Below are 22405 nucleotides of genomic sequence, written 5' to 3' on the forward strand. Positions count from 1 at the left end.
ATTTTGACAAAATATTTTATTAACTTATTCAAATTTTAAAAGCGTTTCTGTGTCATTTACTTCTAAAATAACTGATTTTCCCAAAATCAAAGCGCGATTGTCCTTTATATGTCCTGCAGGAAAATTGTACGCCACCGGAATTTTTAAGTCTTTCACAACATCCTGAATAATTTCGAGCGCATCATGACCCCACGGAATATCATTGTCATTCATAGAAGTCATGCCTCCAATGATAATTCCTTTTAAATCTTTCAGCGAACCATTACGTTTTAAATTCATCATCATACGGTCAATATGATACAAATATTCGTCTAAATCTTCCAGAAAAAGAATTTTTCCTTTCATGTCTACCGCCGAATCCGAACCTTGAATACTATACAAAACTGAAAGATTACCACCCACTAATTGACCCTTTGCTATACCATTTTTATTAAAATTATGATGTGGAATCTTATATTCTAATTGTTCACCAAATAACGCTTTCCGAAAAGTTTCAACTGCTTCGGGAGTGGCACTTTTAGCGCTAATCGCCATTATGCTGTGCAAAGTTCCAATATTGAAATTATTAATGTGACTATGCAAAACCGTTACATCTGAAAATCCTACAATCCACTTTGGATTTTTTTTAAAATTTTCAAAATTAACCCTATCCACCATTCTCACGGTTCCATAACCGCCTTTTGCAGCCCAAATCGCCTTAATATTTGGATTATCGAGCATTTCTTGGAAATCGGTTGCTCGTTGCCAATCGGCTCCGGCCAATTGATTTTGTTCCTTGCCAATGGTTTTTCCGATAACGACTTTCAGTCCCCAACCTTCTAATAATTTGATGGCAGGTTGCAGTGTGGCCAAATCAATTTTTCGGGCTGTTGCCAAAATTCCTACAGTGTCTCCTTTTTTTAAATATTCGGGCATCTTTACAGTTGTTTGTGCGTGAAATGAAGTGGTAAAACTTAAAATTATAATTAAAATAAATTGTTGTAATGGAGTCCTGTACATTTTTTCGGGTTTCATTTTAACAAAGAAACGAATTTGTAAGCAGGTTTCAAAGCGGAAGTTTTTTCCGAAAATCTAATTCTGAAGACCGGTTTGAAGCCGAATGCCTTTCAATAGCCCCGATTGAAGTAGTATCCTCGTTTTCTCGACATTTCGGAAAAAAACGAGATAAAGCGGAAAGCGGGAAAATGTCCCGAAGCTTCGGGAGGCTCCGAAAAGAAAAACTAATATTTTTTGTGCCAGCCAAATCCATAACTCATGCCTAAACCAATGTAGTTGTTTCGTGAAAAATTGCCCACGAGTTTAAAGCCAACGCTTCTTCCGAAAGCGACTTTGCGTTTGGTAACGGGAATAATACCATATAAAGCGCGGAAGCGTTTTTTGTCCTTTTTGAACCATTTGATATTAAATTCGTATGCTACACCAAAATAATTTTCTTTATAATAGCGGAAAACATTTTCGTTATTTTGATCCAAATATTGGCGATCAACGTAAGAAATTCCGGCACTAACACCGTAGGAAAATCCTTTATCAATCCAGCGTTTTCCATATAGCAAAGCCCATTCGTTTTGGATTTCTTGTTCCTCTAATATCGGGAAAGTCACAAAAGGGGAAAGGTAAACGTAACGGCTTTGGAGCGCTTGGTTAAACGAATATTTTGCCGTGAGCAAATCAGTTTTGTTGAATTGGTAATTTAAATTGACCCCGGAAAACCACATCCCTCCATTGTCGCTTCCAGCAAATCCAGCAAAACCTTCGGTAAAAATAATGGGATTTGTTTTGGGAATTGTGTCTGTGTTGACTTGAGCAAACATGGGAAACGTGAGCAAAAGCAACGCAAAATTTTTTTTCATGGGGGAAGTTTTTTTCAAATATAAACAAATAGCTGTAAAACTTCGGTAAATTGTGCGTTTTCAATTATTTTTGCAAGCATTCTGGCATAATTTCAGAAAAAAAAGATGATACAAGATCCAAAAAGATACACAATTACGGCAGCTTTGCCTTACACTAACGGTCCGATTCATATTGGTCATTTGGCGGGAGTTTATGTTCCGGCAGATATTTATTCGCGCTATTTGAGGTTGCAGGGAAAAGATGTGGCGTTTATTTGCGGAAGCGATGAACACGGCGTGGCGATTTCGATGAAGGCCAAAAAAGAAGGCATCACGCCTCAGGAAGTGATTGATAAATATGACGGAATCATTAGAAAATCGTTTGAAGATTTCGGAATTTCTTTTGATAATTATTCGCGTACTTCGGCGAAAATCCACCACGATACGGCTTCTGAGTTTTTCAGAAAATTGTATGACAATGGCGATTTTATCGAAGAAACAACCGAACAATTGTATGACGCAAAAGCCGATCAGTTTTTGGCCGACCGATTTGTAACAGGAACTTGCCCAAAATGTGGCAATGAAGATGCTTATGGCGATCAGTGTGAAAAATGCGGTTCGACGTTGAATGCAACAGATTTGATTAACCCGAAATCAACCATCACGGGGGAAACTCCAATATTAAAATCTACAAAACACTGGTTTTTGCCTTTAAATCGTTACGAAGATTTTTTAAAAAAATGGATTTTAGTTGAACACAAAAACGACTGGAAACCCAATGTTTATGGACAAGTAAAATCTTGGATTGACGGTGGTTTAGAGCCTCGTGCCGTGACAAGAGATTTAGATTGGGGAATTGATGTGCCGGTGGAAGGTGCCGAAGGAAAAAAATTGTACGTGTGGTTTGACGCACCAATTGGCTACATTTCTTCGACAAAAGAATGGGCTTCGAGAGAAGGAAAAGACTGGGAACCGTATTGGAAATCTCAGGACACGAAGTTGGTGCACTTTATTGGGAAAGACAATATTGTGTTTCACTGTGTGATTTTCCCAGCGATGTTGAAAGCCGAAGGAAGTTATATTTTGCCCGACAATGTTCCTGCAAATGAGTTCTTGAATTTGGAAGGAAACAAACTTTCGACGTCGAAAAACTGGGCCGTTTGGTTGCACGAATATTTGCAGGATTTTCCTGAAAAACAAGATGTTTTGCGTTATGCGTTAACTTCAAACGCTCCTGAAACGAAGGACAATGATTTTACTTGGAAGGATTTCCAAGCGAGAAATAACAATGAATTGGTGGCTATTTTTGGTAATTTCATCAACCGAGTGGTGGTTTTGACGAACAAATATTATGACGGAATTGTTCCTGAGCCAAACGAATTTTCTGAAGTGGATGAAGCGACTTTGGCTGAATTAAAAGCGTATCCAGCTGTGATTGCAAGTTCTTTGGAACGTTACCGATTCAGAGAAGCCTTGGGCGAACTGATGAATGTAGCACGTTTAGGAAATAAGTATTTGGCCGATGAAGAGCCTTGGAAAGTGATTAAGGACAATCCTGAACGAGTGAAAACGCAGATGTTTGTTGCTTTGCAGATTGCATCAGCTTTGGCTACTTTAGCAGAACCATTTTTGCCCTTTACTTCTAAAAAATTGTCTAAAATTTTAAACATCGAACCCAATAATTGGAATTTGGAATTTGAAGATTGGAATTTGACAAAAGCTGGACATAAAATTGGCAGTCCCGAAGTTTCGGGAGAATTGCTATTCGCAAAAATTGAAGACGAGGAAATTCAAAAACAAATAGACAAATTGGAAGCTACAAAAACCGCCAACAAAGCCGAGAATAAAAAAGCAGAACCACAAAAAGATTTGATTCAATATGAAGATTTCGCTAAAATGGATTTGCGTGTTGGAACGATCTTGGAAGCGGAAAAAATGCCAAAAGCAAATAAGCTTTTAGTATTAAAAGTAGATACTGGAATTGACGTGAGGACCATTGTTTCTGGAATCGCCGAAAGTTTTTCTCCAGAAGAAATTGTGGGAAGAAAAGTTACGGTTTTGGTGAATTTGGCTCCAAGAGCTTTACGTGGTGTAGAAAGTCAAGGAATGATTTTGATGACTACAAATGCCGAAGGGAAATTGGTTTTTGTGAATCCTGATGCTGAAGCGGGGAATGGGGAGACGATAAATTAAAAATTCGCCATTGATTTTACAGATTTTTGAAAATAGAATTTGTGAATTCGTGGTAAAAAAATACTAAAATGAACTATCAAAAATTATTATTACTATTAGTTGCGTTGGTTTGTTTCTCAACAGTTTTCGGTCAAGAAGCCGTTGCTACATTCAACCCTCAAACTGATAAAAACAAGGATGTTTTTGCCATTGTAAACGAAGAAGCACAAGAAACGGTTTTGTTTTTTCTCGATAAAAAGATCATCAAGGGAATTCGTTTTGACCAAAATTTTGCAATAAAAGATAGCTTGAGCATGGGTTTTGACAAAAAAGAAGTTGGAGAAATTTTAGGGTACAGTCAAAACCAAAATGTGATTTCCATTTACCGCGAAGGCAGCAACAAAAACGAAATGGTTTGTCAAAATTTTGATTTTGGCGCTAAAAAAACAAACGCTGTAAAAATTGACGTTAACAAAGACAAAGAACAAGGCATCACCTCGATAACGGTCAACAACATTTATTATCAAGTAACCGCTTCCAAAGGAACGAGCATCTTGAACTTTTATCGTTTTGCCAATGGAAAAGTGGAGAAAAAAACCGTTGATTGTTCACATTTACAGTTGCGCGATCGCACCAACAAATTGGTCAATTTTTGGGATTTGTACAAAGAAAAAAGCGTGTTCGTATACCATTCAGAAATTAAACCGATCTTGCCGGAAATCCCTGCTTCGTTAGTCTTTAGTACCAATAAAAAGAAAGTTTATCCAGTGGCAAATTCACTTTTTTTTACTTTTGACGAAAATCATCATGCCACGCAAACTTTGTCTTTTGATCTTACAGATTTTTCAGTTACGCAAAGAACTTTCAATCAGCCAATTTTTCCAAGTGCACAAGGCGAAACTTATGAATCCAATTCTTTTTTCGTGAACGATAAATTAATCCAGATTAAAGTAAATTCTGGATTAATGAAAATTAGCGTGAGTGAACTTGATGGTAAAGAAATTAAAACATTGACGCAATGGGCTGGACATCCGATTGAATTTAAAAATTCTGATATCATTCAAGAGCAACCCAACTCAAAAAGTACCCGTGTTTTAGAAACTTCTGAACAATTGGTACGTAAAATTCACAACCTAAACCCCTCCTTATCTGCGTTTTACGACAATGAAAAATACCGTTTGGTGATTGGTGGCGTTTCGGCTCCAAGACCCGATTCTGGTGCTGCAATTATGGGTGGCGTTTTGGGTGGTGCTTTGGGAGCCATCATCGCCACTTCGCTTTCTTCAGGATATTCTTACCAAAATTTAATGGCTTATTCTGATAAAAAAGTGGTGTACATTCATTCGGCTTTCGACAAAAATTTTAATCACATAAAAGGCGAATTACCAAAATTGGCTTTTGATAAAGTGCGAACTTTTATTGAAGAAAACCAGCATTTATCTGCCGTGACAATTTTTAAATTAAATACATCGCTTTACCTTGGTGGTTTAGATAAAAAAGCGGAGAAATATACCTTTTATAAATTCGAAGAGTAAAAAGAAAACTAAAATAGTCCCAGATTTTCAGATTTTGAAAATGGAATTTGAGAATTCGTGGCCAAAAAAATATTAAAATGAACATAAAAGTAATCGCTTTCGATGCCGACGATACCTTATTCGTAAACGAGCCTTATTTTCAGGAAACCGAAGAAAAATTCTGTGGCTTGATGAATGATTATCTTTCCAAACAAGGCATCTCGCAGGAACTTTTTAAAGTAGAAATTGATAATTTACCTTTGTATGGTTACGGAATCAAAGGTTATATCTTGTCAATGATAGAAGCGGCTTTGAATATTTCTAACAAAACCATTAGCGTAAAAGTGGTGGAAAAAATACTGGAATACGGCAAAGAATTACTTCAAAAACCAATCGAGTTGCTTGATGGCGTAGAGCAAACTTTAGATGCTTTACACCAAGAGTATAAACTGGTTGTGGCAACCAAAGGCGATTTGTTAGACCAAAGACGAAAATTGCACAACTCCGGTTTAGGACATTATTTTCATCATATCGAAGTGATGTCAGACAAAAAAGAAAAGGATTATCAAGACTTGTTGGCACGTTTAGAGATTCAACCAGAAGAATTTTTGATGATTGGAAATTCGCTAAAATCAGATGTTTTACCGGTTTTAAACATTGGTTCTCAAGCATTTCACATTCCGTTTCATACTACTTGGGCTCATGAAAAAATTGATCACGAAGTAGTACATGAAAAATTCAAAGCGCTCGAAAAAATTACGGATGTTTTGCCTTTTTTAATTTAAAAAAAAAATCGTGAATTTGCGGTAGCATCCACAACCCACGATTAAAAATGATGAAAAAAAAATTAGACTTAAATAATTGGCCACGAAAAGAACATTTTGAATTTTTCAGCAAATTCGACGAACCTTTTTTTGGGATGATTGCCGAGGTAGATTGTACGATTGCTTACCAAAAAGCCAAGGAAAACAACCACTCATTTTATATAAGTTATCTTCACAAAACCCTTGCTGCCGTTAACGCAATCGAGAATTTTAAGTATCGGATTCACGGGAACGAAATTTTTATTTTTGACCAAATTGATGCCTCCACAACCGTCATGCGAAAAGACAATACCTTCGGGTTTTCGCTCATGCCTTTTTCCCCCGATTTTTCCACTTTCGTAAAAACGACTCAGGCAGAAACAATCCGGGTACAAGAAACACCAGGATTATTGACTCGCACATTTGAGCTCGACAATTTAATTCATTTTTCCGCAGTTCCTTGGATTAAATTCACCTCACTTTCTCACGCCAGAAATTTTTCATTTCCAGATAGTTGTCCCAAGATTTCAATTGGGAAAATGGAAATGCATACAAACGGGAAACGCACCATACCAGTTTCTGTTCATGTTCACCACGGTTTGATGGACGGTTTTCACGTTGGCGAATTTTTCGCTACATTTCAGGAATTATTAAACCGCTAAATCACGGTATCGTTTTTGATGTGGTTTGCAAAAAAAAATCCCCATGCAAAAACAATTGTTCCTTTATCTTTTCTCAATCGTGTCTGCGGCAACTTTTTCGCAAACTATTTTGGTTTCCCAAAATTTAAATTTGCAAAAAAACTCCTCTCATCATCAAATTTATACCACTCAAAATACTGATAAAGAAATTTTTAACTTCGTTTCTGACAAAGACAGTTTGTTCGTTTTCCAATACAATTCTGCCATTTTTCTCAAACAAAAAACTACCATTGCAAGACCTGATAAAAGTTACATCCGCATAGTAGGAAATCAATTTGATTTTGCCAATAACCCCATCATTTATTGGGCATCTGAAGATTATATGAAAATTTTGCAACAAACCTTTAACCTCGAAAAAAAGGTAACAGCACAAGTAGAAACCCGGTTACAGTTTAAGGATGAAACGCTGCTGACTTCATTCAATTTTGGAAACAATTTTTATTTGGTTTCTAATCCGAAAAACCAGCAAAAACTTAAGTTTTACATCTTTTCTGAAAGAGGATTAACCGAAAAATTTTTTGATTTTGATGGCTTTCAAACCGCCACACCTTTCGGGAAAATTACAAAATTCAGTACGCTTTTTCAAGATTACCCGTTTGATATTGTTGAGCCAAAAATGCAGCAACCTTTGCTGGCGGTTTTGTCACCCATAAAAATTTATACCCATAAAAAAAATGAGCTGGTGCTAACAATTGACCAACCTTCGCAAACGCAAGTGTTTTTATTAAATTTTGAAAATGATAGTATTATTGAAAAAACGTTTGCCAAAGATTCTATCGAAAGAACATCACTTTCCAATTCCTTCTTGCATCAAAATACTTTGTATCAAGTAAAGACTAACAGCAAAAAGCTAGTATTTCAGGCTTACGATTTTACTTCAGGAACGAAGCTCAATCATTTTGAAGCTACAGAATCACAAGAAATTTCTTTTAAAAATTCCGATTTGATTAGCCAAACCGGACAAAAACGTCCCGTTTCCATTACCAAAACCAAAAAATTCTTGAGGCGTTTATCATCTTGTGACGTGGGAATTTCGGTTTATCAAACCCCCAATCACCGGTTAGTAACAATTGGTGGCGCAAGAGATATTGCTTCTCCTGGAGGTGTTTTTGCCGGAATAACCATCGGGATTCTTGGAGTAGCTTCTGGAAGTGCTGATTTTTATGCAGACGATTTTTTATACGCCACTAATTTGCAAACCAATTATTTTGAAACTTTATTTGATGACAATTTCAACCATTTGAAAGTAGAACAAAAACGTTTGGCTTCTGATGATTATTCGGCATTTTTAGGACAAAATAGGATTGACGCTCATACCTATATTCCGTATAAAGATTATTTTGTAATGACTTATTTTGATGTAAAAATGCAACAATTAGTGATGAGAAAATTTGAGGATTATATTGAGTGATTTTTTTGAGTGAGAAGTAAAAATACTACTTATCACTATTTTTTATTGTTTTTCAATAAATATTTGTTTCTTTGCGATATAATTTAATATTTCTCGAAATGAAAAAAATGTCCATTATTTTCCTAAAATTTGTTTTGGTGCTGTTCGGGCTTTTGGCACTTTTCATTTTGATTCGGTTTCCGTTAACTGAAGGTCGTGCTGAAAACTTGGACTGGATTAGTATTTATTCGGATCCGTTTATTTTGTACGGTTATGCCGTTTCAATTGTGTTTTTTGTGGCGCTATTGAAAGCTTTTAGGTTATTGGGTTACATCGGAAAAAATGAATTGTACACGCAAAATGCTTTGAAAGCGTTGCGAACCATTAAATTTTGCGGCATTATTTTGAGCCTCTCCATTGTTTTAGCCGGAATTTTTATTGTCATTTTTCACCACGAAGATGATGATCCCGCAGGATTTTTGGGCTTGTGCATCGTTGCTACTTTTATTTCGGTGGTAATGGCGACGGCACTTGCTGTTCTTGAAAAAATTTTGCAAAATGTTATTGAAATGAAATCTGAAAACGACTTAACCATTTAAAAGATGCCAATAATTGTAAATTTAGATGTGATGATGGCCAAGCGAAAAATGTCGCTTAACGAACTTTCGGAAAAAGTGGAACTTACTTTATCCAACCTTTCAATTTTAAAAACAGGCAAAGCCAAAGCTGTCAGGTTTAATACTCTAGAATCCATTTGTAAAGCCTTAGATTGTCAACCCGGCGATATTTTAGAATATGTTTCAGAAACAGACGCACGATTATAACGTTTTGAAAATAAAAAACATCGTTTAAATTTTTCTGAATTAAAAACGATGCTTTTTACTCACAATCTTTTCACTTAGAAATTATTTGCTTCCAATCAACAAAATTTCGTCCGCAACCACTTCGGTAATATAACGTTTTTCACCGTTTTTATCTTCGTAATTTCTGTAGGTAAGTTTGCCTTCAATGGCAATTTCTTTTCCTTTTTGAACAAATTTCTCAATAATTTCGGCAGTTTTTCCCCACGCTACTACGCGATGCCACTCGGTTTGCTCTACCTTTTCACCTTTTTCATTTCGATAAAAATCATTAGTAGCCAAAGTGATGTTTGCTACTTTTTTTCCTTCTCCAAAAGTTTTTACTTCTGGTTCTTGTCCTACGTGTCCAATTAATTGCACTCTGTTTCTTAATTTGCTCATGGCGTTTAAAAATTAAAAGTTATTAAAATGTTATTTTGATTCAATTTCAAAAATGATTTTGGAAAACCATTTAGTAGTTTGAACAAGGCAAAGTTGCAATAGCGTCCCATAATTATTCGGTTGAAATACATTTACTTTCGGTTGTAATTATTTGTAAACGTTTGCAAACGGAAATTTTTTTTCGTAACTTACAGAAAATTAAAATTTTATGCAGACAGAAATCTCTAAGGTAGAACTCAGGAATTTAGCTATTGAAGACTATAAGGAACTGAAAACCTCAATGTTACACGCCTATTGCGAACTAGAAGAAAGTTATTGGGAGGAAGAAGAAATTGAAAAATTATTAGACATTTTCCCAGAAGGACAAATTGCCGTATTGGTTGATGGCAAAGTCGTCGGTTCTGCATTATCGATTTTGGTGAGTTACAAAAAAGCGAGTGCGGCTCATACGTATCAAAAAATTACCGGAAACGGAAGCTTTTCCACTCACGATCCGGATGGCGAAGTGTTGTATGGAATTGACGTATTTATCGATCCGGAATACCGCGGTTTGCGTTTGGGAAGAAGATTGTATGATGCGAGAAAAGAATTGTGTGAAACATTAAATTTAAAATCTATCATTTTTGCAGGAAGAATCCCGAAATATAGCGAATACTCTGAGGAGTTGACACCAAAAGAATATATTAGCAAAGTACGGTTAAAAGATATTTACGACCCAGTTTTATCGTTTCAATTGAGTAATGATTTTCACGTTTTGAAAATTATGAAAAATTATTTGGAAGGCGATGTTTCTTCGCAGGAATATGCGGTTTTGCTGGAGTGGAACAATATTTACTATGAGAAAAGTCCGAAATTGATTAATGCCCAAAAAAGTGTGATTCGGTTGGGATTGGTGCAGTGGCAAATGCGTTCGTTAGCTAATCTCGAAGCACTTTTTGAACAGTCAGAATTTTTTATTGATGTGGTTTCGGGTTATGCGGCAGATTTCGTATTGTTTCCAGAATTATTTATCGCACCGTTAATGGCGGATTACAACCATCTTTCTGAAGCTGATGCAATTAGAGAGATTTCTCATTTTTGTGAACCATTAAGGAAGAAATTTCAGGAATTTGCCATTGCTTATAACATTAACATCATTACCGGAAGTATGCCAATGACCGAAGATGGAAAGTTGTACAACGTGGGGTTTTTGTGTAAACGTGACGGAACTTCGGAGATGTATAAAAAAATTCATATTACACCAAATGAGGTGCAATATTGGGGAATGACAGGTGGAAGCGAAATTAAAACCTTTGATACCGATTGTGGAAAAATAGGGATCATGATTTGTTATGACGTGGAATTTCCGGAATTATCGCGATTGATGGCAGATGAAGGTATGCAAATTTTATTTGTTCCTTTTCTCACAGACACGCAAAACGCTTACACACGTGTGAAACATTGTGCTCAAGCGCGAGCCATTGAAAACGAATGTTACGTGGCAATTGCCGGTTGTGTAGGAAATTTACCTCGTGTAAACAACATGGATATTCAATATGCTCAAGCGGCGGTTTTTACGCCATCGGATTTTGCGTTTCCGAGTAATGGAATTAAAGCTGAAGCAACGCCAAATACCGAAATGACTTTGATTGCCGATGTAGATTTAGATTTACTCAAAAAATTACATGAGCAAGGAAGTGTAAGGATTTTGAAAGATAGAAGACATGATTTGTACAAGATTAAAAAGCTGAAATAGAAAATTTTACCTATGTTTGTGTAGGAAAAAGAAGTACAAAATTTTGTTTTTTTAAACCAAGAGCTAACTGACAAAAAACCAAGTTTTTCCTTTAGCCCTGATTGAGTGGAAATCCCGCTGAAGTGTTAGCGGAAGCGGATTGAAGCGAAAGCAGGAACGTGGATTACAAATATTCCCAGACGAATCGCTCCCAAAAAAATAAATTATGGCAAAATTATGTTTGGAATGTGCTGAAAAAATTATAGGCCGCGAAGATAAAAAGTTTTGCAGCGACGGCTGTCGAAACGCTTTTAATAATAAAATCAACAAAGATTCGAACAATTTGATGCGCAATATTAATAACAAATTACGCAAAAATTATAGGATTTTGACCGAAACGAATATTGACGGAAAAACCAAAACTACGCGAGCAAAATTAATAAGTAAAGGTTTTGATTTTGAACATTTTACCGGAATTTTAAATACTAAAACGGGCAATACTTATTATTTTTTATATGATCAAGGATATTTGCCATTAGAACACGATTTTATTATGCTGGTAAAAAAAGAAATGTAACTATTTGAATTTTTTAAACTTGATGAAAAATAACTACACTTCCCTTATTTCTGCCTTGATTTTTGTAGGGCTGGTTTTTTTGACTTTTTATTTAGAAATGCCCCAAGATTCAAAGGTAAATGGCAATTTGAAATATGGGTTTTCAATTGAAAAGTCAATTGAAAAAGTGAAGCAAATCTCGGCTTTACCACATTATGTTAGCTCGGAAAATCATCAAAAAGTAGGTGATTATTTAATTGCCGAATTAAAAAAATTAGGTTTAACCCCCGAAGTACAAGAAGGTTTTACGCTAACCGAATGGGGAAATTTTTCGAAATCCAGGAATATTATTGCCAAAATAAAAGGTACAAATGCTAATGGAAAAGCGGTCATGCTCTTATCACATTATGATAGTGCTCCACATTCGGCATCTTATGGGGCAGCTGATGATGCTTCAGGTATTGCCACCATTTTAGAAGGAATAAGAGCATTTAAAAACAGCAAAAAATCCCACCAAAACGATATCATAATTCTATTTTCTGACGGCGAAGAATTAGGTTTAAACGGTGCGGCACTTTTTGTAACTCAACATCCGTGGGCAAAAGATGTTGGCGTGGTTTTAAACTTTGAAGCCCGAGGCACTTCGGGACCGAGTTATATGTTGATGGAAACCAATGAGGGAAATGCCGAAATGGTGAAAAATTTTGCCGCTTCGGGATTGGATTTTCCAGTGTCTAATTCGTTGATGTACAGTATTTACAAACTTTTGCCAAACGATACAGATTTGACGGTGTTCCGCCAACAAGGACAAATTCAGGGATTTAATTTTGCCTTTATCGACAATCATTTTAATTACCATACAAAGCAAGATAATTTTGAGCATCTAAGCCAGGAAACACTTGCACATCAAGCCAATTATCTTATGCCATTGCTGCATTATTTCAGCAATTATGATTTGTCACAATTAAATTCTAAGGAAGATTTTGTTTACGTAAATACACCTTTTGGGTTTATCCATTATCCGTTTTCTTGGAATTTTATTTTGGCTGGAATTGCCGGAATTTTACTATTCTTTTTTGTTTTTTTAGGAATTGGGAAAAGAATTCTTTCTACACGAGAAATTTTAAGAGGATTCACACCTTTTTTTGTAGTAATTACCGTAAGTGGTGCGGCGGCATTCCTCGGTTGGAAAATTCTTAACGTGGCATATCCACAATATTCCGAAATATTGCAAGGGTTTACTTATAATGGCCATGATTACATAGGATTTTTTATATTTATCACTCTAGCCATTTGCTTTGCATTTTATAAAAATTTTTACTCCGTCACGCAAACATTTGATTTTGCCATCGCCCCATTATTAATATGGTTTATTATTAATATTTTAATTGCGATATTTTTACCTGGAGCCGGATTTTTTATTCTTCCAGTTTTTGCAGGAATTATTATGCTTGCTGTTTTTGTGCTTACGCAAAAGTCATTCTGGCTTCTTAATCTTATACTATCAATTCCGGCAATTGTGATTTTTGTGCCGTTTGTCGTGGCATTCCCAATTGGTTTAGGGCTCAAAATGTTATTTGGGAGTGCAATTCTAACAGCACTGGTTTTTGCATTATTGATACCTGTTTTTGGATTTTATCCAAAGAAAAAAAATTGGAGCTTGGTGATGCTCATTTTAGCCATCGGGTTTTTGGCAAAAGCGCATTTTAATTCGAATTATGAAGAAGGACAAGCCAAGCAAAATAGCTTAGTTTACTTTAAAGATGTAGATACGGGTAAAGCTTTTTGGCTTACTTATGATGAAAATTTGGACGAGTGGACTAACAGTTATTTAGGCAAAAATCCGCAAAGTGCCAAAATTGTAGAAGCCTATAATTTATTTAGCAAATACAATACAAAGTTTACCTTCAGTAAACCTACCGAAACTAAAAATTTCCCTGAACCAAGCATTCAGTTTATCCGCGACGAAATTATTGGCGACCAACGCTACATAAAAATAATCATCAAACCCAATCGAAAAGTAAACCGCTACGATATTTTTGCCAACACAAATGTTACTTTTCACAACTTGCGAGTAAATGGTGTATTACATGTCAACCAAAAAAAATCTGCGTATAAAAGAAATGGCCGAAAATTGTTAAGTTACTACGTAACAAATAATGAAGCTTTAGAAATGAGTTTTAGTATTAAAAAAGGAATAGAACCTGATTTAGAATTGATTGAAGCATCATTTGATTTACTTGAAAACCCTGAGTTTTCAATAAAAAAACGAGAAAATTGGATGATGCCAAAACCATTTGTACTAACAGATGCTATTGTACTCAAACAAAAGATTAAGGCAAATTTTAACCAAGAAATTATCCCACAACAATTAACGGATTCAATAGAAAATCCCTCCGAAAATATCATTCCAGATGCCCAAAATTAGTATATTAGGAACCGGATGGTTAGGATTTCCACTTGCAAAATCTCTCTTAGAAAAAGGCTATCGGATAAAAACGTCCACCACTTCGCCGGAAAAATTAGACGAACTCGAGGCATTTGGGCTAAATGCCTCTTTAGTCTTTGTTTTTGAAGATAAAATAGAAGGTAATATTGAGAAATTTTTACGTGAGTCAGAAATTTTAATCATCAATATTCCTCCAAAATTGAGAAGTCCGAAACGGGAGAATTTTGTAGCCAAAATCAAAAATGTAATAACAGCTATCGAAAAGTCCACCGTTAACAAAGTGCTCTTTGTGAGTTCGACCTCAGTTTATGGAGACGATGAAAATTATAGAGTGGTAGATGAAAAAAGTCCTGAAAATCCAGATACCGAAAGTGGAAAGCAAATCCTAGAGTCAGAAAAATTATTACAAGGTAATAAAAATTTTCAAACTACAATCCTACGGTTTGGAGGCTTGATTGGTCCGGGAAGAAACTTGATAAAATTTTTATCTGGCAAAGAAAATGTGCCTAATGCAAAAGCACCTATTAATTTAATTGAGCAAAAAGATTGCATTGAAATCATCCATCAAATTATAGAAAAAAACTGTTGGAACGAAACATTCAATGGCGTCAACCCCAATCATCCGTCACGAGAAGAATACTACAGTAAACAAGCCGTTTTACACGGATTTATAGCGCCAAAATTTTCAAACGAAACTTCTAAAGGAAAAACCGTTAACAGTAAAAAATCTGAAGAAATTTTAGGGATTGTTTATCATGCGTTGGCGTAAATTTATTAAAAATAAACAATCATAACCCAATTACACCAAGTGAACCAACGGGTTAATTAGCAAAAAAAATCCCAAGCTTTCACTCGGGATTTTGTGTTTTTTCTGAATAAAAAATTACCAGATTTTCACTCGTTTTTCTGGTTCAATATACATTCCTTGTCCAGGTTTAATCTGGAAGGCATCATAAAAAGCTTCTACATTTTGTAAAGGTACGTAAGCTCTATATTGGCCTGGTGAATGCGGATCTGTTTTTACTTGATTTTTAATCGCTTCGTCTCTGGCTTTTGATCTCCAAATCGTTGCCCACGAGATGAAAAATCTTTGTTCTGGTGTAAATCCGTCAATTAATCCCGGATTTCCGTTTTGTTTTAAGTACAATTGTAAACCGTCATAAGCAGCATTCACGCCACCTAAATCACCAATATTTTCACCTAAAGTAAATTTTCCATCAACATATATTCCCGGTAACGGTTGTAATTGGCTGTATTGATCGGCTAAAGCGCCACCCAATTGCGTAAATTGCGCCAAATCTTCATCAGACCACCAATTGATTAAATTTCCATCGGCATTGTAACGCGAACCCGAATCATCAAATCCGTGAGAAATTTCGTGACCAATAACCGCTCCAATTCCACCATAATTTACGGCTTCGTCAGCACGATAATCGTAAAAAGGCGGTTGTAAAATTGCGGCTGGAAACACAATTTCGTTGTATGAAGGATTGTAATAAGCATTCACCGTTTGTGGCGACATGAACCATTCGTCTTTATCAACCGGTTTTTTCAAATCGGCAATATTTTCTTCAAAGCGCCATTTTGATAAATTTTTCATGTTGCTGTAATACGTTCCGCCGTCTTCCGGACTTAGAATCGTTAATCCAGAATAATCTTTCCATTTATCAGGATAACCTATTTTTACACGTGACTTGTGTAATTTTTCAACCGCACTGGTTTTAGTAGCTTTGTTCATCCAAGGCAAATTATTGATGCGGTTTTCAAAAGCTAGAAACACATTTTTAATCATGGCTTCCGCTTTAGCTTTTGCTTCAGGCGGGAATTTTTTCGCCACATATAATTTACCTAGAGCTTCGCCAACGGTTCCGTTTACTGTTTGTAAAGCACGTTCTTCACGCGGACGTTGCTTAATCGCACCTGTTAAAGTTTTTCCGTAAAATTCAAAATTAGCATTTTCAATTTCGGTAGAAAGCAATCCCGCAGAACGGTTCAACGTGGTCCATTTCATATAAGCTTTCCAATCTTCAACCTTATTTTGTTTGAAAATAGTTTCTAAAGCCGTCAAATATTTTGGTTGCGAAACAATTACGCTATCTAATTTAGGCAAGCCAATTCCGGTTAAGTATGAATCCCAATTAAAAGATGGCGTTAATTTTTGCAAATCGGCAATCGTCATTGGATTGTACGTTTTTCTTCTGTCTCTGCGTTCCACACGATCTAATCTTGGGGTTGCCATCGCAATTTCCAAAGCCACGATTTTAGCAGCATTTTTCTTGGCTTCCGCTGGTTTTTCGCCTAAAAAGCCTAACATTTTAGCTACGTGTTGCTCGTACTTTTGTCTTTTTTCTTTAGAATCTGCTTCTTCCGAAACGTAATAATCTCTATCGGGTAAACCTAAACTTCCTAAACCAATACTCACCACATTACGGTTAGAATTTTTAGCATCTGTACCCACTCCAGCACCTAAAAATCCAATACCTCCAGTTGATTCCATTTCAATTAACAAAGCGTGTAAGTCTTTTACATTTTTCACTTTATCAATTTTTGCCAAAATTGGTTTAATTGGTTGAATCCCTTGCTTGTTTCGGGTTACGGTATCCAAAATTGAGCGATACAAATACACCGCTTTTGCCTGATCCGAATTTTTATCAAGATTTTTATTTTGTGCCGCTTCTTTCAAAATGGCAAGCGCGTCTTCATCCGTTCTTTGGCGAAGCTCATCAAAACTTCCCCAACGGGTTCTATCGGCTGGAATTTCAGTTTTTTCCACCCACTTTCCATTTACAAACAGGAAAAAATCATCACCTGGTTTTACCGAATTGTCCATGTATTGCAATTCAATTCCGTGAGATTGCTTGTTTTGCTGAGCATTCGCGGTCATGGCTGCCAAAACAATCGCAGCAAAAGAAGCCAGGCTTCTACGGGAAGATATCATCATATTTAAAAAATTTAGTAGTTCACAAATCTAAAAAAAGTAATAGTTGAAACAGCTTTTCATTTTGTTAAAAATCAGCCGTTTTGCAACTTTGTTTTGTAATTTCGCAAAAAATATTCCAGCATGCTCACTTTCTTCAAAAAATACAAATTATTTTTCGCTGTTTTATTCATCCTTTCCGCCATCATTATTTCCTTGTTTTATTTCGCTTTAAAACCAAAAAAAACTTTGCCCATTTATAATCCCGGAGACGTAAACCCGGAATTGGTGGACACAACCGTTCAATACATCAAGCGTGACCATCACATTGCTGATTTTTCTTTTACGAATCAAAACGGGAAAATAATAACCCAAAAAGACTATGAAGGAAAAATTTACGTAGCTGATTTTTTCTTCACGACTTGTCCGTCGATTTGTGTGCCAATGGGCGAAAATATGGCGTGGCTTCAGGAACAGATTAAAGACAATCCCAAGGTGATGTTACTTTCTCATACCGTAATGCCCGAAATTGACACGCCCGAAGTTCTAAAAAAATACGCCGAAAAAAAAGGCGTTATTGACAGTAAATGGAACTTGGTAACCGGAAACCAAAAAGACATTTATTACATCGCCAGAAAATCGTATTTAGCTGTGAAAACCAGTGATTCCAGCGAATTGTACGACATGGTTCACACCGAAAATTTTATTTTGGTCGATCAAAAAGGCAGAATCCGTGGGTTTTATGACGGCACCAATCTTGTAGAAGTCAAAAAATTGTTGGAGGACATTAAATTTTTAAGCGAAAAAGAATAATTTTATTGGGGCGTTCCCCGCCGCGGCGGGTCGGGCTTTCCGTTTCAATCTTTTTGCTTTCTGAAAAAAGCAAAAAGGATGCCGCTTCAATCCCTAACGCGACACTGGAGAACTTTTGGCGAAAGCCAGAACAATTCCATTTCATAATTAATTAAGATGACAACCTTCGAAACTTCCCGTTTAGTTTTAAAACCTGCTCATTTAGAAGACGCCGATTTTTTTGTCGAATTATACAACATGCCATCGTTTCTCCAATACATCGGTGACAAAAACATCCGCACCACACAAGATGCTGAAGATTACATTAGTGAAAAATTTTTGCCGCATTTTCAAAAATTAGGATTCGGGAATTATGTGGTGATTTTGAAAGAAAACCAAACCAAAATTGGTGCTGTTGGTATTTTCGAACGAGACTTTTTGCCCGTGATGGACATCGGTTTTTCTTTTTTCGAAAAATACCAAGGCAAAGGTTATGCTTTTGAAGCCGCCCATCATTTGAAAGAAATTGTAGCGAAGGATTTTGGCATCACAAAAATTGCCGCCATGACCACAAAAGATAATTTTCTTTCCCAAAAATTAATCGAGAAATTAGGGTTGCGTTTTCAAAAATTAATTGAAATTCCTAACGATGCTGAGGAATTGATGTATTATGAAAATTAGCAAATAATATGAGAAATTACTTCCATTCCATTTTTTTGAAATAATATTTTTTGTCTTCGTCTGTGATTTCCCGCAAGACTTTGCAAGGATTTCCAACCGCAATAACATTTTCCGGAATGTCTTTGGTCACCACACTTCCGGAACCAATCACCGAATTTTTCCCGATGGAAATTCCGGGATTCACCACTACATTTGCCCCTAACCACACGTTGTCGCCAATAGTAATCGGGAAGGCATATTCAATGGCGGTATTTCTTTGTTCGTGATGAATGGGATGTCCAGCGGTAAGTAAATTCACATTTGGCGCAAACATCACATTGTTGCCAATTGTCACTTCGGCACAATCTAATATCACCAGATTAAAATTGGCATAAAAATTTTTTCCCACCGAAATATTATAGCCGTAATCACAACGAAAAGGCGGTTCGATGTAAGTTCCTTTTCCAGCGTTTTTAAATAATTTAGCAATCAGTTGTGACCGCTCTTTGATTTTAGCTGGAGCCAAATGATTAAATTCAAATACAATTTCTCTGGCTTTTAACCGCTCTTCAAACAACTCTTTTCCGTTGGCAAAATAGGGTTCGCCAGCAAGCATTTTTTCTTTTTCAGATTTCATCCGGAGGTTTTTTTCAAAAATAAAATAAAAAAACAGGCGACACAAATTGCGTCACCTGTTTTTAAAATAGTTGGTTTTTGGTTGTATTGAGAAAGGTTTATTCTTTATTTTTTTTCTTTTTGCCGTCGTCAATAATCGCTCCAGTTCCGGCTCCAACAGCCGCACCAGCCAATCCACCGATAATGGCTCCTTGTCCTTTTTTCTTAGAAACTGCCGCACCAGTAATGGCTCCAGCTCCGGCTCCAATCACTGCTCCTTTTGCCGTATTACTCCAGCCTTTTCTTTTTTGTTCAGCAGTTACGGGTGCTGTATTGGCACTTGCAGCAGCAACTCTGGCAGCTTGTGCTTCACGTTGTTGCGCAAGAGCGTTCATCGAATCTATTGTACGTTGTTTTGCAGCTTCTTCCTCTTGCGCTTTCATTACAGCTTTAATAGAATCTAACTCCATTTTTTGTTCTAACGCTGCATTTTCTGCAGCAGTATCACGGCACGAGGTCATCGCCATCGCTACCGCAAATAATAAAAGATATTTTTTCATGGCTTTCAATTTTATGGTTACTAAAAGCATTAAGTCAAAATTAATACCGAAGCTTCAGATTTGAGTTACATAATTTTCTCAATTTTTTACAGTACTTTTGCAATCTAAATTCAATCTAAATAAAGTTTTGACAACGTTAGATCTTCTCAAAAAAGGACAAAAAGCCAAAGTATTGGAAATTAACATCGAAACCATTCCGCTCAAACTCGTAGAAATGGGTTGTTTGCCCGGAAATGAAATCGAATTTTTGCAAGCCGCTCCTTTTGGCGATCCGTTGTATTTTAATGTAAACGATAGTTTTGTAGCCATAAGAAAAGAAACCGCATGTGAAATTACCGTTGAAATTCTTTAAAAAATATTCATGAGTTTACCCAATATCAATGTCGCTTTAATCGGAAATCCAAATACCGGAAAAACCTCAGTTTTTAACCTGCTTACCGGATTAAACCAGCAAGTGGGAAATTATCCCGGAATTACGGTTGAGAAAAAAACAGGAACTTGCCGTTTGCCAAATGGCAAAAAAGCCAATATTCTAGACCTTCCGGGAACTTACAGTCTGAATGCAAGTTCTATGGACGAAAATGTGGTGATTGAATTATTGCTCAATAAAAACGATCATTTGTTTCCTGATGTTGTAGTAGTAGTAACCGAAGTTGAAAATTTCAAACGAAATTTATTGCTTTTTACGCAAATAAAAGATTTGGAAATTCCTACCATTTTAGTCGTCAACATGACCGATAGAATGGAAAAAAGAGGAATTTCTCTTGATATTGAAAAGTTAGAAGCGGCACTTAAAACCAAAATTGTTTTGGTAAGTTCTCGCAAAAATACCGGAATCGACGAACTTAAATCCCAAATTGCACAATACGAATATCTTCCAACAGAACCTTGCGTAAATGCTTCGGAAATTGACCCGGAATATTTTGATAATCTTGCCAGAACGTTTCCTAATGAATTGCTGTACAAACTTTGGCTCGTGATTACGCAAGATGTAAATTTTGGGACGTTGGAACGAAACGAAATTAGCGAAAAATCATTTGCAAAGTCACAATCTGCACTCAAAAAATTACAACAAAAAGAAACCGTAAAACGCTACCAGTTCATTAATAATACCCTTAAGGAAGGATATTTCGTTGATGCCACAAAAGCTACCGGATTGAGAGCTTCGCTCGATAAAATACTGATGCACCAATTTTGGGGTTATGTGGTGTTTTTTGCCATTTTGTTCCTTATTTTTCAGTCGGTTTTTGCATGGTCATCCATTCCAATGGACTTTATTGACGAAAGTTTTGCTAATTTAAGTGCTATCGCAAAAGAAAATTTGCCGGAAGGCAAACTAACCGATTTAATCTCCGACGGAATCATCCCGGGAATTGGAGGTGTCGTGATTTTCATCCCACAAATTGCCTTTTTATTCCTCTTTATCTCATTGTTAGAAGAAAGCGGTTATATGAGTCGTGTGGTTTTTTTAATGGACAAAATTATGCGTCGTTTTGGTTTGAGCGGAAAAAGCATTGTACCATTAATTTCAGGAACCGCTTGTGCCATTCCAGCAATTATGGCAACTCGAAACATCGAAAACTGGAAAGAACGGTTAATTACCATTTTAGTAACGCCATTTACCACTTGTTCTGCAAGACTTCCTGTTTACGCCATTTTAATCGCCTTAATTATTCCGGAAAAAACCGTTTTAGGATTTGTAAATCTTCAGGGGTTAACGCTGATGATTTTATACCTTTTAGGTTTCGGGATGGCTATTTTTTCGTCTTACATTTTGAACAAATTGCTAAGAATAAAATCTAAATCTTACTTCGTAATCGAAATGCCGGATTACCGAATGCCCCTTTTTAAAAATGTAGGAATTAACGTTTTAGAAAAAACAAAAGCTTTCGTTTATGGGGCTGGAAAAATTATTTTGGCACTTTCCATCATCCTTTGGTTTTTAGGTTCTCACGGTCCCGGAGAAAAATTTGCAAATGCACAAAAAATTGTAGAAACGGAAGTTTACGGAAGCGAAATTCCAATCAACCCGGCAGTGATTCCAGACAAAGTTGCTGAGTATCAATTGGAAAATTCTTATATTGGTATTATTGGAAAAACCATCGAACCTATTATTCGTCCATTAGGATACGATTGGAAAATTGGCATTGCCATCACCACATCATTTGCGGCAAGAGAAGTTTTTGTAGGAACTTTAGCTACCATTTACAGCATTCAAAGTCAAGGTGAAGAAACCGCAACCATTAAAAATCGTATGGCTGCTGAAGTAAATCCGAAAACCGGAAAACCTGTTTTTAACTTTGCCACCGGAATTTCGCTATTACTATTTTACGCTTTTGCGATGCAATGTATTAGCACGCTTGCGATTGTAAAAAAGGAAACTAACTCGTGGAAATGGCCTATCATTCAGCTGGTTTTCATGAGTGCTTTTGCCTATTTGGCTTCATTTGTAGCGTATCAATTTTTAAAATAATTTGGCTTTCGCCAAAAAT

General features: G+C 36.2%; 21 protein-coding genes. 15 read left to right on the top strand and 6 right to left on the bottom strand.

Features of this window, described 5'->3' with window-relative positions:
* Window positions 1-24: 24 nt before the first annotated feature.
* Together GV828_RS07310 and GV828_RS07315 are read right to left on the bottom strand one after the other, a co-directional pair.
* Entirely contained in the window at window positions 25-1014 is a 990-nt protein-coding gene (locus GV828_RS07310; protein WP_235935427.1) for a S66 peptidase family protein, read from the bottom strand.
* Window positions 1015-1220: 206 nt separating this feature from the next.
* Window positions 1221-1850, bottom strand: a complete 630-nt coding sequence (locus GV828_RS07315; RefSeq protein ID WP_166536830.1) for a hypothetical protein — start codon at window positions 1848-1850, stop codon at window positions 1221-1223.
* Between the two features lie 105 nt (window positions 1851-1955).
* Between GV828_RS07315 and metG the strand changes: the two genes are divergently transcribed.
* From metG to GV828_RS07350, 7 genes are all read left to right on the top strand, one after another.
* Window positions 1956-4022, top strand: coding sequence for a methionine--tRNA ligase (gene metG, locus GV828_RS07320; RefSeq protein WP_166536831.1), 2067 nt, complete (start codon window positions 1956-1958; stop codon window positions 4020-4022).
* A gap of 68 nt (window positions 4023-4090) precedes the next feature.
* On the top strand, window positions 4091-5536 hold the full coding sequence (locus tag GV828_RS07325; protein ID WP_166536832.1) for a hypothetical protein: 1446 nt from the start codon (window positions 4091-4093) through the stop codon (window positions 5534-5536).
* Between the two features lie 77 nt (window positions 5537-5613).
* Window positions 5614-6300, top strand: a complete 687-nt coding sequence (locus GV828_RS07330; RefSeq protein WP_166536833.1) for an HAD family hydrolase — start codon at window positions 5614-5616, stop codon at window positions 6298-6300.
* 50 nt (window positions 6301-6350) lie between these two features.
* On the top strand, window positions 6351-6980 hold the full coding sequence (locus tag GV828_RS07335) for a chloramphenicol acetyltransferase (protein WP_166536891.1): 630 nt from the start codon (window positions 6351-6353) through the stop codon (window positions 6978-6980).
* 43 nt (window positions 6981-7023) lie between these two features.
* On the top strand, window positions 7024-8430 hold the full coding sequence (locus GV828_RS07340) for a hypothetical protein (protein WP_166536834.1): 1407 nt from the start codon (window positions 7024-7026) through the stop codon (window positions 8428-8430).
* A 107-nt stretch (window positions 8431-8537) separates the two neighbouring features.
* The gene (locus GV828_RS07345; protein WP_208103155.1) at window positions 8538-9008 is read left to right on the top strand and encodes a DUF2975 domain-containing protein; all 471 of its coding nucleotides are present in this window, start codon (window positions 8538-8540) and stop codon (window positions 9006-9008) included.
* Between the two features lie 3 nt (window positions 9009-9011).
* Window positions 9012-9233: a helix-turn-helix domain-containing protein gene (locus GV828_RS07350; RefSeq protein WP_166536836.1), complete on the top strand. Its 222-nt coding sequence runs from the start codon at window positions 9012-9014 to the stop codon at window positions 9231-9233.
* Window positions 9234-9314: 81 nt separating this feature from the next.
* On the opposite strand, the gene GV828_RS07355 is transcribed toward GV828_RS07350, so the two are convergent.
* Window positions 9315-9650, bottom strand: coding sequence for a single-stranded DNA-binding protein (locus GV828_RS07355; protein ID WP_166536837.1), 336 nt, complete (start codon window positions 9648-9650; stop codon window positions 9315-9317).
* Between the two features lie 208 nt (window positions 9651-9858).
* Between GV828_RS07355 and GV828_RS07360 the strand changes: the two genes are divergently transcribed.
* From GV828_RS07360 to GV828_RS07375, 4 genes are all read left to right on the top strand, one after another.
* The gene (locus tag GV828_RS07360) at window positions 9859-11385 is read left to right on the top strand and encodes a bifunctional GNAT family N-acetyltransferase/carbon-nitrogen hydrolase family protein (RefSeq protein ID WP_166536838.1); all 1527 of its coding nucleotides are present in this window, start codon (window positions 9859-9861) and stop codon (window positions 11383-11385) included.
* Between the two features lie 205 nt (window positions 11386-11590).
* Window positions 11591-11941, top strand: coding sequence for a hypothetical protein (locus GV828_RS07365; protein WP_166536839.1), 351 nt, complete (start codon window positions 11591-11593; stop codon window positions 11939-11941).
* Between the two features lie 22 nt (window positions 11942-11963).
* Window positions 11964-14348, top strand: coding sequence for a M28 family peptidase (locus GV828_RS07370; protein WP_166536840.1), 2385 nt, complete (start codon window positions 11964-11966; stop codon window positions 14346-14348).
* Complete coding sequence (locus GV828_RS07375) at window positions 14335-15138, top strand: NAD-dependent epimerase/dehydratase family protein (RefSeq protein ID WP_166536841.1); 804 nt, start codon at window positions 14335-14337, stop codon at window positions 15136-15138. The genes GV828_RS07370 and GV828_RS07375 overlap by 14 nt, the downstream gene beginning before the upstream one ends.
* A gap of 114 nt (window positions 15139-15252) precedes the next feature.
* Here the strand turns inward: GV828_RS07375 and GV828_RS07380 are convergent, their stop codons facing one another.
* Window positions 15253-17253, bottom strand: a complete 2001-nt coding sequence (locus GV828_RS07380; protein ID WP_235935431.1) for a M13 family metallopeptidase — start codon at window positions 17251-17253, stop codon at window positions 15253-15255.
* A 177-nt stretch (window positions 17254-17430) separates the two neighbouring features.
* Here GV828_RS07380 and GV828_RS07385 point away from each other — a divergent pair, with 177 nt between their 5' ends.
* Window positions 17431-18099, top strand: a complete 669-nt coding sequence (locus GV828_RS07385; RefSeq protein ID WP_166536843.1) for an SCO family protein — start codon at window positions 17431-17433, stop codon at window positions 18097-18099.
* Between the two features lie 156 nt (window positions 18100-18255).
* Complete coding sequence (locus GV828_RS07390; protein ID WP_166536844.1) at window positions 18256-18759, top strand: GNAT family N-acetyltransferase; 504 nt, start codon at window positions 18256-18258, stop codon at window positions 18757-18759.
* A 16-nt stretch (window positions 18760-18775) separates the two neighbouring features.
* Here the strand turns inward: GV828_RS07390 and GV828_RS07395 are convergent, their stop codons facing one another.
* Together GV828_RS07395 and GV828_RS07400 are read right to left on the bottom strand one after the other, a co-directional pair.
* Window positions 18776-19375, bottom strand: coding sequence for a sugar O-acetyltransferase (locus tag GV828_RS07395; RefSeq protein ID WP_166536845.1), 600 nt, complete (start codon window positions 19373-19375; stop codon window positions 18776-18778).
* A gap of 97 nt (window positions 19376-19472) precedes the next feature.
* Window positions 19473-19913: a YMGG-like glycine zipper-containing protein gene (locus GV828_RS07400; RefSeq protein WP_166536846.1), complete on the bottom strand. Its 441-nt coding sequence runs from the start codon at window positions 19911-19913 to the stop codon at window positions 19473-19475.
* Between the two features lie 127 nt (window positions 19914-20040).
* On the opposite strand from GV828_RS07400, the gene GV828_RS07405 reads away from it, so the two are divergent.
* Both GV828_RS07405 and feoB read left to right on the top strand, forming a co-directional pair.
* On the top strand, window positions 20041-20265 hold the full coding sequence (locus tag GV828_RS07405; protein WP_235935428.1) for a FeoA family protein: 225 nt from the start codon (window positions 20041-20043) through the stop codon (window positions 20263-20265).
* Between the two features lie 9 nt (window positions 20266-20274).
* Complete coding sequence (feoB, locus tag GV828_RS07410; protein WP_166536848.1) at window positions 20275-22386, top strand: ferrous iron transport protein B; 2112 nt, start codon at window positions 20275-20277, stop codon at window positions 22384-22386.
* Window positions 22387-22405 lie beyond the last annotated feature (19 nt).

Origin of the sequence: Flavobacterium ichthyis (assembly GCF_009915155.1) — a bacterium.
Taxonomy (GTDB): domain Bacteria; phylum Bacteroidota; class Bacteroidia; order Flavobacteriales; family Flavobacteriaceae; genus Flavobacterium; species Flavobacterium ichthyis.